General features: G+C 70.1%; 10 protein-coding genes. 8 read left to right on the top strand and 2 right to left on the bottom strand.

Annotated elements, in window-relative coordinates:
* Positions 1–28 precede the first annotated feature (28 nt).
* Positions 29–1,354, bottom strand: coding sequence for a M20/M25/M40 family metallo-hydrolase (locus ACYVIO_RS09480; protein ID WP_460650289.1), 1,326 nt, complete (start codon positions 1,352–1,354; stop codon positions 29–31).
* A gap of 84 nt (positions 1,355–1,438) precedes the next feature.
* Here ACYVIO_RS09480 and ACYVIO_RS09475 point away from each other — a divergent pair, with 84 nt between their 5' ends.
* Positions 1,439–2,386 (top strand): hypothetical protein, encoded by a 948-nt coding sequence (locus ACYVIO_RS09475; RefSeq protein WP_460650288.1) that lies wholly within the window; start codon positions 1,439–1,441, stop codon positions 2,384–2,386.
* Here ACYVIO_RS09475 and ACYVIO_RS09470 read toward each other — a convergent pair.
* A complete protein-coding gene (locus ACYVIO_RS09470; protein ID WP_460650287.1) occupies positions 2,383–3,849 on the bottom strand; it encodes a serine/threonine-protein kinase in 1,467 nt (488 codons plus the stop codon). The two genes, ACYVIO_RS09475 and ACYVIO_RS09470, sit on opposite strands and share 4 nt — an antisense overlap.
* 171 nt (positions 3,850–4,020) lie before the next feature.
* Here ACYVIO_RS09470 and ACYVIO_RS09465 point away from each other — a divergent pair, with 171 nt between their 5' ends.
* The 7 genes from ACYVIO_RS09465 to ACYVIO_RS09435 are packed head-to-tail and all read left to right on the top strand — an operon-like array spanning position 4,021 to position 10,998.
* On the top strand, positions 4,021–5,193 hold the full coding sequence (locus ACYVIO_RS09465; protein ID WP_460650286.1) for a hypothetical protein: 1,173 nt from the start codon (positions 4,021–4,023) through the stop codon (positions 5,191–5,193).
* Positions 5,193–6,317 carry a hypothetical protein gene (locus ACYVIO_RS09460; protein WP_460650285.1) on the top strand — a complete coding sequence of 375 codons (1,125 nt, stop codon included), beginning with the start codon at positions 5,193–5,195 and terminating at the stop codon, positions 6,315–6,317. The genes ACYVIO_RS09465 and ACYVIO_RS09460 overlap by 1 nt, the downstream gene beginning before the upstream one ends.
* Positions 6,318–6,374: 57 nt before the next feature.
* A complete protein-coding gene (locus ACYVIO_RS09455) occupies positions 6,375–7,109 on the top strand; it encodes a metallophosphoesterase family protein (protein ID WP_460650284.1) in 735 nt (244 codons plus the stop codon).
* Between the two features lie 17 nt (positions 7,110–7,126).
* On the top strand, positions 7,127–8,257 hold the full coding sequence (locus ACYVIO_RS09450; RefSeq protein WP_460650283.1) for a histidine kinase: 1,131 nt from the start codon (positions 7,127–7,129) through the stop codon (positions 8,255–8,257).
* Positions 8,258–8,266: 9 nt separating this feature from the next.
* On the top strand, positions 8,267–9,013 hold the full coding sequence (locus ACYVIO_RS09445) for a LytR/AlgR family response regulator transcription factor (RefSeq protein WP_460650282.1): 747 nt from the start codon (positions 8,267–8,269) through the stop codon (positions 9,011–9,013).
* Complete coding sequence (locus ACYVIO_RS09440; RefSeq protein WP_460650281.1) at positions 9,010–9,450, top strand: hypothetical protein; 441 nt, start codon at positions 9,010–9,012, stop codon at positions 9,448–9,450. The genes ACYVIO_RS09445 and ACYVIO_RS09440 overlap by 4 nt, the downstream gene beginning before the upstream one ends.
* A 12-nt stretch (positions 9,451–9,462) precedes the next feature.
* Positions 9,463–10,998, top strand: a complete 1,536-nt coding sequence (locus tag ACYVIO_RS09435; protein WP_460650280.1) for a sodium/solute symporter — start codon at positions 9,463–9,465, stop codon at positions 10,996–10,998.
* Positions 10,999–11,120: the final 122 nt, after the last annotated feature.

Raw genomic sequence — 11,120 nt, 5'->3', positions numbered from 1 at the left:
AGTAGGCGGGGAAGTGCCCGACACGACCTCAGCCCAAGTTCTGCAGAAGAGTTGCCTCAGCGAGACACACCTTCGTGAACTCCTCCAGGTGCAGGCCCTCGTCGATGCCGTGGGCCCGGGTGTCCGGATCCTCCACACCGGTGACCAGAACGGCCGCGTTGGGGAAGGTCTGCTGGAACTCGGCGATGAACGGGATCGAGCCGCCCATGCCGGTGTCGACGGGCTCGACACCCCACGCGGACGCGAACGCCGAGCGGGCCGCGTCGTACGCCGCACCGCGCGCGTTGATCGAGCAGGGCTGGCCGATGTCGCCGTCCGTCACCGTCACCTGCGCGCCCCACGGCGCGTTCTGCTCCAGATGGTTGCGCAGGGCCTGCATCGCCTTGTTCGCGTCGTCACCGGGAGCGACGCGCAGGCTGACCTTCGCCCGCGCGACCGGGACGAGCGTGTTGCTGGCGTCGGCGACCCGCGGCGCGTCGATGGCCAGTACGGCGATCGCCGGCCTGGTCCACAACCGGTCCACCAGCGACCCCGAACCGATCAGCTTGACCTGGTCGAGCACGCTCGACTCGGCACGGAAGCGGTCCTCGGGGTAGTCCAGCTCGGCCGCGCGGCTCGCGTGCAGTCCGTCGACGGCGACGTCACCCTTGTCGTCGTGCAGCGTCGACAGCAACCGGCAGAGCGCGGTCAGCGCGTCCGGTACGGCGCCGCCGAACAGACCCGAGTGGACAGCATGCTTCAGCGTCCGGACCTCGACGTAGCAGTCGACCAGTCCGCGCAGCGAAACGGTCAACGCCGGCTGGCCGATCGCCCAGTTGCCCGAGTCCGCGATCACGATCGCGTCGGCGGTCAGCTCGTCGGCGTACTCGTCGAGCAGCTGCAGCAGCGTCGGCGAACCGATCTCCTCCTCGCCCTCGACGAAGACCGTCACACCGACCGGAAGATCGTTGCCAAAGGCCCGTACGGCGGCCAGGTGCGCCGCGATCCCGGCCTTGTCGTCGGCCGCGCCGCGCGCGTACAGCCGGTCCCCGCGCTCGGTCGGCACGAACGGCTCCGAGGTCCACTCCTCGACGTTGCCGGTCGGCTGGACGTCGTGGTGCGCGTACAGCAGCACGGTCGGCTTGCCCTCCGGCGCCGGCTTCTTCGCGATCACCGCGGGCGCGCCTTCACCGGCCCGGACGATCTTCACCTCGAAACCCTCGGCCTCGAAGAGCGCGGCGGTCGCCTCGGCGGACCGCTGGACGTCGGCCGCACGGGCCGGGTCCGCACTGACCGAGGGAATCCGGATGAGGTCCTCGAGGTCGGCACGGACGGAGGGCAGAACGCGGTCGATCGCCGCAGGTAGATCGGTCATGCGCCCTACCGTACTGCGCGTTAATTACTTACTATCAACCCTGCAGCTCCCGAAGGTTATCGCCCAAACCTGAGAGGAACGACCATGGCCCGCCCCTTAGCCATCCTGACCAATCTGCTCACCACGGCGGCCGCGCTGACGGCCGTGTCCGCACCGACGATCGCGACCGCCGCGATCAGTTGCGACACCGCCACCACCGGCGGCAGCACCTTCTACGACGGCCCGTCCGCGTCGAAGAAGTACGACGCCCGGTTCAGCAACAGCCACAGCATTCCCAACCTCAGCACGCACACTCCGCAGGGCGCCGGCACTTGGTACAACTGGGACGGCAGCGGCAAGAACCTCCTGCTGGTCGCGTCGTACCGCGGTGGCGCCGACTCGCAGATCTACGGCATCGACCCGGCCACCGGCTCAACCGTCGGCGTGGTCGCGATCGCCGAGTCGCACGTCGGCGGCATCACCACCAGCAAGGGCTGGGCGTTCGTCTCCGGGGCCGGCAGCTCGATCCGCAAGTACCGCCTGACCGAGCTGCGCGACGCACTGAAGGCGGCCGGTACGCCGTACCTGACGCAGGTCGGGACCGCTCGGGACGTGGCCGGTGCCTCGTTCCTCAACAGCTACGGCGACTCCCTGTTCTCCGGGACGTTCAACGAGACCGGGCGCGGGACGATGTACGAGTACAAGATCGCCGACGACGGCACGCTGACCACCCTCGCCGGCGCCTGGGAGATCCCGACCAAGACCCAGGGCATCATGATCACGGCGAGCCACTTCGTCTACAGCACGTCGTACGGGCGCGGGAATCGCAGCAACCTGTACGTCGTGAAGCGCGGCCAGAAGGACCTGGACGCGGCGGCACTGAGCTGCTTCCGGGCGCCGAGCATGACCGAGGGCATCACCGAGTACAACGGCACGGCGTACCTGGTCTACGAATCCGCCAGCCACCTGTACGGCGGCGACTCGGCCACCCTCAACGTGATCCCGCGAATGCACAAGGCGACGGTCTCGTCGCTGACCTCGCTCGTCCCCTAGGAGCCGTTGTAGGTCACGGAGTTCAGTACGTCGGTCAGCTGCTGCGGGTCGTCGCCACGCACCTGGATCCGCAGCAGCTTGTCGCCGGGGATCTGCCGGTACTGCTCCATCACGTTGGCGCCGGAGTCGCAGTCGTAGCGGAAGGTCACCCGCGGGTTCTCAGCCGTCGGCGTATCAGTGCCGGACTGCTTGCATCCGCTGGGCGCCGTGCCGTTGATCGGCAGCGCGGACTGGTCGAGCACACCGATGAACACCCCGGACGTGGTCGCGACGCGCTGCCAGTCCTTGGTGTTCTCGCTGATCAGCAAGGCGAACGACGGGTCCTTCTGCGCGGACTTCTCGTCCCAGCTGCGCGGCACCTGGACCGACACCGGGCTCTCGGCCACGTCGACCGGCCGGCTCATCACCAGCTGGTACCCGGCGTACCCACCACCACCGGCGAGGATCACAGCCAGCGCGGCAGCGATCCAGCCCGCCCGCCGGTTCCGGCGCGGTGCCGGCGTGACCGCGACGGTCGCCTCGTCATCGGGCCCGCCCTCGGTCTTGGCCTCAGCAGGAGCCGCCGCCAGCTGGGTCTCCTGGTCGACTCCACCAGGCCCAGCCGGCACGGGCAGCTCGTCGGCCGGGATCAGGCCGGCAGGGACCTTGCCGGTCCGGTGCGCCTCGTCCAACGCGTTGAGGAAGCTGTCGAGATCCGGCCAGCGCTTCTCGCGGTCCGGCTCGAGCGCCCGGCGTACGACGACGTCGATCGCGTCCGGGACGTCCGCGCGCAGCGTGCTCATCGACGGCGGCGGCGCGTCGATCCGCATCACCGCGCCGAGGCTGATCACGCCGTGCGGCGCCTGGCCGGTGAAGGCGGCGTACGCGACCGCGCCCAGCGAGTACAGGTCGGCGCGGTGGTCGAGCCGGTCACCCATCACCTGCTCGGGCGCCACGTACGCCGGCGTACCGCCCGGCATCGTCAACTGGGACACGGTTTCCAGCGACTTGCCCAGTCCGAGGTCGCCGAGCATCGCGCGGTCGCCGGACGGGTCGCTGCGGAACAGCACGTTCGCGGGCTTCACGTCGCGATGCAGAACACCGCGGGCGTGCAGCTGCTTGAGGCCGCTGCCGACCTGGGTGACCACGTCGACGACGTCGGCGACCTCCATCGGCCCGGCCTTGATCCGGTCGGCCAGCGAACCGCCGTCGGCGTACGTCAGGACCAGGTACGGGCGGCCGTCGTCGGTCTCGCCGACGTCGTGCACGCCGACCACGTGCGGCGAGTCGACCCGGCACAGGAAGCGTCCCTCGGCCAGGAACCGGCGCCGGACGTCGTCCTCGTCGATCCAGTTGTCGGACAGGATCTTGACCGCGACCTCGGCGTCCAGCTGCTCGTCGCGCGCCAGCCACACGGTCGCGAAACCCCCGGCACCCACCCGGCGGACCAGGGAGTACCGGCCGATCCGGGGCGGCTGGTCCATGCCCGCATTATGCTCGATCCCTCCTGCGACCGCGTCGCCGGAGCGAACAAAACACTCAGTTGTGACGTCACACCGAGGATCGACCACCCCGGTCCCGGCCCTGCTTCGACTCAGGGCGTGTGGTGCAGCACACTGCTCTTGGACCACGACTGTTGTGTAAGGAGCCTGCAGATGAGGCAGCTGAACGCCCGGCTGACCGTCGTGGTCGCCGCGGTCGCGGTGGCCGCGGTCGCGGGTGGAGGCGTGTTCGCCTACCGGCAGGGCCCGCAGGTGAGCGACGCCGGCGCGAGTCCACTGGGTGGACAGCCCACCGCGGCACCGACGCCGACCCCGAAGCCCCCGGCAACGCCGTCGAAGACACCGTCCGTGACGCCGAAGCCACCGTCTGCGAGTAAGCCTGGGGTCACTGGTCCCAAGACCGTTGCGGTGACCCTGGCCAAACTGACCCAAGGCCGAGCCCCGCAACTGGTCCACACGCTCGGCCGCAAGGTCAGTGGCGGCGCGGACCAGGCCTTCACCGCGCCCGGCAAGGACCGGATCATCGCGGCCGCCCAGGCCGGCAGTTCGACGTACGTGCTGGAGAGCCGCGAGCCTGACCTCGTCCTGGTCCGTACCAACAACGCCGGAGAGAGCAGCGAGGTCCGTGACGTGACCTCGCTGGTCGGTGCGGTCGACGGGAGCTTCGCGGCGTTCGCCAGCCAGAAGCAGAAGTCGACCGGCGAGCAGCTCGCCGGCAGCACGCTCTACGCCGAGGACGGCGGCGAGGGCAAGTACAAGCTCACCCTGCCCGACTCCTGGAACATGCAGGTGATCGCCGTCGCCGCCGGCAAGGTCTTCTACGCGTCGACCCCGCGGGAGGACGGCGTGCCCAAGCTCTACACCTGGGTGCCCGGCCGTTCCTCGGCGACCGCGGTGAAGAACGTCACCTCGCCGGTCGCGGTGTCGGCCGACGGCGAGCTGGTGGTGGCGCTGGACGTCGGCGGCGCCGGCAGCTGCTCGAACATCATCGAGTTCGCCACCGGCAAGAAGCTCTGGCGCACGTGCGACTACATGGTGAAGGGCTTCACGCCGGACAAGTCCGCGGCCATCGCCGGGCCTGCCTACGAGGACGGCTACGCGTCGCTGAGTTCCTGGTTGCTCGACGGCAGGACCGGCACCCTCCTGCGGGAGTGGACCGGCGTCTCCTTCCGGCAGGTCCGTGCCGAGGACGACCAGCACCTGCTGATGGAGGTCGACGACGGCCCCGACACCAAGGGCGCGATCATTCGTTGCGACATCCCGACCGGCGCCTGCGAGCGGGCCACGCCGATCACCCCCGGCGACCAGTTCGGGCTCGGTAGCTGATGGCCGCCGGCAACACGCGACTGGTCGTGCTCGTCACGGCCGTTGCCGTGGCTGCCGTGGCGATCGGTGGAGTGGTGGCAACCAGCCAAGGGCCGGACTCGGGCGACGATCCCGGCACCGCGTCGCCGCTGGCCGTCAAGACCGGTACGGCGGGGACGCCGTCCAGCGACCCCGTGTACACCGGGCCGGTCAAGGTCAAGGTGCCGCTGGCGACGCTGAAGGTGGGCCGCGAGCCCCAGGTGCCGTACAGCGTCGGCCGCGAGATCCGCGGCGGCGCGGGCGGACCGGTCGCCGTACCGGGAAGTGCGTCGGTGCTGGAGTACACCCGGATGGGCGAAGAGGCGTTCGCCGTGCTGTCCACCAACCAGGGCACCAGCGAACTGCTGAAGCTGAAGATCACCGGCGACCGGGAGCACGTCCCGGAGGTGATCAGCGTGCGCGGCACGGACGACCAGTCGGCAGTGGCCTACTCGACCCAGCCGCGCGGCAAGAACGAACTGAACGTCGCCGGCTCAACGGTCTACTCGCAGGCCTCCAGCGGCAAGGTGGACAAGCTCGTGGTCCGCGGCCTGTGGAGCGTGCGGGTGCTCGCCTACCTGAACGGCACCGTGTACTACCGGGCCAGCCCGACCGACGAAGCGGTCAGCTGGAAGCTGTACGCCTGGAAGCCCGGCGAGGCCGCCTCGAAGGTGATCCCGACGCCCGGCTCGCCGACGGCGATCAGTCGCGACGGGAAGCTGGTCGCACTGCGGACCGCCCCCGGCGAGTACAAGGCCTGCTCGACGGTGAACGAACTGGCCACCGGCCGGAGCCTGTGGCGCACCTGCGATTTCGAGATCCAGAGCTTCACCCCCGACGGTCGCACCGCGATCGCCACCCCGCCGTACGACGACGGCTGGGCCAGTGCGTCGGCGGCCGCGCTCGACGCCCGGGACGGGACGCTGCTGCGCCAGTGGTCCGGCGCGTACTTCATCAACACCTTGGCCGAGGACGACCAGCACGTGCTGCTGCTGATCGACGACCGGGAGTCGATGCCGCGCGGTGTCCTGCGCTGCACGATCACGACCGGTGCCTGCGAGTCCGCCATTCCGCTCGGGCCGATCCGGATCGGACTCGGCAACTAGTCTGCTCCTAGCAGAGCTGCACCCTGTACGGCGTACCAACGGGACAGACTGGATCGCATGGAACGCATCGCTGTGCTGGCTGACATCCATGGAGTGCTGCCCGCGCTGGAGGCCGTGCTGGCTGAGCCGGACGTCCGGAGTGCTGACGTCGTCGTACTGGCAGGCGATCTGGCGGCCGGACCTCAGCCCGTCGAGACGCTGGATCTCCTGCTGGGGTTGGGCTCTCGGGCTGTCTGGGTGCGGGGCAACGCCGACCGGGAGCTGGTGTCGATGGCCCGGGGTGAGCAGCTCGACCCGCCCGACCCGGTGAGCCCGTGGGCGGCTGCGCAGCTCCGGGCCGACCAGGTCGAGTTGCTGGCGACTCTGCCGACCAGCGTGACCATCGGCGACGCGCTGTTCTGCCACGCGACTCCCCGGGACGACGAGGAGGTGGTGCTGGTCGACAGTCCGGTCAGCCGGTGGACGTCCGTGCTTCATGGCGTGCCGGACGAGGTCCGCACTGTCGTCTGCGGCCACACGCACATGCCCTTCGCGCGCCAGTTCGACCGCCGGCTCGTGGTGAACGCCGGCAGCGTCGGCATGCCGTACGGCGCACCGCTGCCGAGCTGGGCCCTCCTGACCGGCTCCGACGTCCAGCTGCGCCGCACGGCCATCGACCTCGACGCCGCGGCCAACCGCGTCGCCGCCGAGTCCGCATACCCCGACGCCGCAGCCTGGGCCGACGAGTACATCCGCACCAACTACTCCGACACCGAGGCCTTGGCCGCGTTCACGCCCCGCACGAAGGGCTGACCGGCTACCGTCAGGGCATGTTCGCGCGGCGGCGGAAGCATTTCGGGACTCCGGCTGACAAGGCGACGTATGCGACCCTGCATACCGCCTCGCTGGCTTCGCCGTACCTGCGCGAGGGTTTGACGCCGGTCGCGGCCGGGCGGGCGAGCAAGCACCTGCGGGACCTGCTCGGTACGGCGGCGATCGCGATCTGCGACTCGTCCGGCGTCCTGGCGTGGGACGGGGTCGGTGGGCCGTACGAGAGCAATCACCGGGTCGACGCCAAGGCCATCGCGGCGATGACGCTGCGGAGCGGGCGGACCGCCGTACTGGGTGCTCACGACGTCGCGTGCGGCGATCCGCAGTGCCCGATCCGTACGGCGGTGGTCGCGCCGATCGTGACGGAGGACCGGGTGGTCGCCGTACTGGTCGCGTACAGCCCGCGGTCGTCGGCCGCGCTGGTGCGGGCGACCGAGGAGGTCGCGCGCTGGGTGTCGGGGCAGGTCGAGCTGGCCGAGCTCAACAAGGAGCGGACGCGGGCGATGGAGGCCGAGCTCCGCGCGCTCCGGGCGCAGATCAGCCCGCACTTCATCTACAACGCGCTGGCGGCGATCGCGTCGTTCGTACGGACCGATCCGGAGCGGGCGCGGGAGCTGCTGCTCGAGTTCGCGGACTTCTCCCGGTACGCGCTGCGGCGCGGTGGCGAGTTCACGACGCTCTCGGACGAGCTGCGCAACGTCGAGCGGTACCTGGTGCTGGAGCAGGCACGGTTCGGGGAGCGGCTGACGGTCTCGTTGCTGATCGCGCCCGAGGTCCTGTCGGTGGCGATCCCGTTCCTGGTCGTGCAGCCGCTGGTCGAGAACGCCGTACGGCACGGCCTGGAGGGCACGACCGGCATCGGGCAGATCACCATTCGCGCGATGGACCGCGGCTCGGAGGCGGAGATCAGCGTCGAGGACGACGGCTCCGGCAGCGACCCCGAGGTGATCCGGGCCGCCCTGTCCGGCCAGTCCGGCAGCGACTCGATCGGCCTCGGCAACGTCGACGCCCGGCTGCGGCAGGTGTACGGCGACGCCTACGGGCTGGTGGTCGAGACCGCGGTCGAAGCGGGGACAAAGGTCAGCTTCCGGGTCCCCAAATACTCCTCAGGGGTGCACGCGTCGGCTTAGTGTGTGCGCATGGCGGACACTCCTTTGCGCGCGCTGGTCGCCGACGACGAGGAGCCGGCGCTCGCCGAACTGGTCTACCTGCTGCAGCGGGACGAGCGGATCGGCCCGATCCAGACCGCCTCGAACGGCCCGGACGCGCTCAAGCTCCTGCAGGGCACCGACTTCGATGTCGTGTTCTGCGACATCAAGATGCCGGGGCTGGACGGGATCGATCTGGCCCGCGTCCTGTCCAAGTTCGTCAAGCCACCGCAGATCGTCTTCGTCACGGCGTACGACGAGCACGCCGTGCAGGCGTTCGAGCTGCGCGCGACCGACTACGTGATGAAGCCGGTCCGCGCCGAGCGGCTGGCCGAGGCGGTCCGGCGGGTGGTCGACGCGGGTGGGCCGCTGGTCGTGCAGTCGCCGGAGGAGACCGAGGACGAGACGATCCCGGTCGAGCTGGCGGGCGTGACGCGGTTCGTCCAGCGCTCGACCGTCCGGTACGTCGAGGCGCAGGGCGACTACGCGCGACTGCACACCGGGCAGAACTCGCACCTCGTCCGGGTCCCGCTGAGCACCCTCGAGGAACGCTGGCGCGACGCCGGCTTCACCCGGATCCACCGCAGCACGTTGGTCGCGCTGGCGCACGTCGACGAGATGCGCGTGGACGGCGGGCGGTGCGCCGTACGAGTTGGTGACGACTGGCTGCCGGTCAGCCGGCGGCACACGCGAGAGCTCCGCGATCTTCTGGTCCGCTCGACCTCGTTGCGCGGATGAACACGCCGGACGAGTCGCCGGAGCTGCCCCGCCGAGCCTCCGCGGACGGCTCTCGCCGGCCCGCTCCCGACGCGCCCCGCCGGATTCGGGTGACGAGTCCGCGCACGAGCGCTGCCCGGCGGACCAGCGGACACACCGGCACGCGGGAGATCGACGAGCAGACCCGCGTCGGCGAGGTCTACATGAGCTCTCTCATCCAGTCCCAGCTCCGCCTGGCCCTCGCGGTCATCGCCGGTACGGTCCTCTGCCTCGGCAGCCTCCCGCTGCTCTTCTTCCTCGTCCCGGCCACGCGGACGTTCTCGGTCTTCGGGATCCCGCTGCCCTGGGTCCTGCTCGGCATCGTCGTCTACCCGGTGGTCTACATCGCCGCCCGGATCTACGTTCGCAACGCCGAACGGATCGAGGCCGAGTTCACCGAGTTCGTCGGGCGGCAGTAGATGTCCCCGGCCATGAGCTTGACCGCGATCGCTTTGGTGATCACGGCAACGATCGGGATCGGGCTGTTCGGGCTGCGGATCTCCCGGACCACCAGCGACTTCTACGTCGCCAGCCGGGCCGTCACGCCGCGCTGGAACGCGTCCGCGATCAGCGGCGAGTACTTGTCGGCGGCATCTTTCCTCGGTGTCGCCGGTCTCGTCGTGGTGAACGGCGCGGACATGCTCTGGTTCTCGGTCGGTTACACGGTCGGCTACCTGATGCTGCTCGTCCTGATCGCCGCACCGCTGCGTCGTTCCGGCGCGTACACCCTGCCCGACTTCGCCGAGACCCGCTTCGAATCGGCCGTCGTACGGCGGATCTGCTCGTTCCTCGTCGCCGGGATCGGCACGCTCTACCTGCTCCCCCAGCTCCGCGGCGCCGGGCTGACCGTCCAGACCGTGACCGGTGCGCCGCCCGCGGTCGGAGCCGCGCTGGTCGCGATCATCGTGGTGATCAACGTGGCCGCGGGCGGGATGCGCTCGATCACCTTCGTCCAGGCCTTCCAGTACTGGCTGAAGCTCACCGCGCTGGCCGCGCCGGTCTTCGTCATCCTGATCTCCTGGCGCTCGATGAACCACCCGGTCGGTGTGCTCGACTCGCTGCAGGGTGCCGGCTCGGAATGGGCCGAACCGCTGTCCCACGCCGGCGGTCGCGACCACCCGCTCTACGCGACGTACTCGTTGCTCTTGGCCCTTTGTTTCGGAACGATGGGCCTGCCGCACGTGCTGGTCCGCTTCTACACCAACCCCGACGGCCGAGCGGCCCGCCGTACGACGGTCGTCGTGCTCGCGCTGCTCGGCGCGTTCTACCTCTTCCCACCCGTGTACGCCGTACTCGGCCGCACCTTCGCTCCCGACCTCGTCGCGACGGCCGCCGATACCGTTGTCCTCGAGCTACCGGGCCGGATTTTCCCTGGCACCGTTGGCGATCTGCTCGGCGCGCTCGTCGCGGCCGGCGCCTTCGCCGCGTTCCTGTCGACGTCGTCCGGCCTGACCGTCGCGATCGCCGGCGTGATCGACCAGGACCTGCTGCGCAATCGCCTGCACCGGTTGACCGGAGGCGACTACCTGGCCGTCAACAGCTTCCGGATCGCCGCCGTCCTGGCCATCGCGATCCCGTACCTCGCGTGGAACTTCACCGGCTCGCTCAGCCTCGCCGACACGGTCGGACTGGCCTTCGCCGTCGCGGCCTCGACGTTCTGCCCCCTGCTCGTACTGGGGATCTGGTGGCGCCGCATGTCGACCGTCGGCGCCGCGGCCGGGCTGCTCGTCGGCGGAGTCGCCGCGATCTCCGCCGTACTGGTCAACGTGATCGGCCCACCCCAGGGCGGCTGGCTCGGCGCCCTGATCGCTCAACCCGCCGCCTGGACGATGCCACTCGCCTTCGCCACGGTCGTCGTCGTCTCGCGGATGACCCCCACCCGCATTCCGGCCGGGACCGCTCGCAGCATGGTCCGCCTGCACACCCCCGAGGCCGTCGACGTCGATCGCGGCTTCACCGGCAGCTGACCGCCGTTCGTCGTACGGATGCGACCGCTCGTCGCAGTGCGGTTTTCCGCCGGTCGAGAGGTGTGCGCCGCTGAGCGCTCGACGCCAGTCGGTGCTGTCGGGGCCGGGTGAGCTGGACCACA

The sequence above is a fragment of the Kribbella endophytica genome (genome assembly GCF_054781295.1).
The sequence above is the reverse complement of the archived record's forward strand: the minus strand, read 5'-3'. Positions and strand labels throughout refer to the sequence as shown.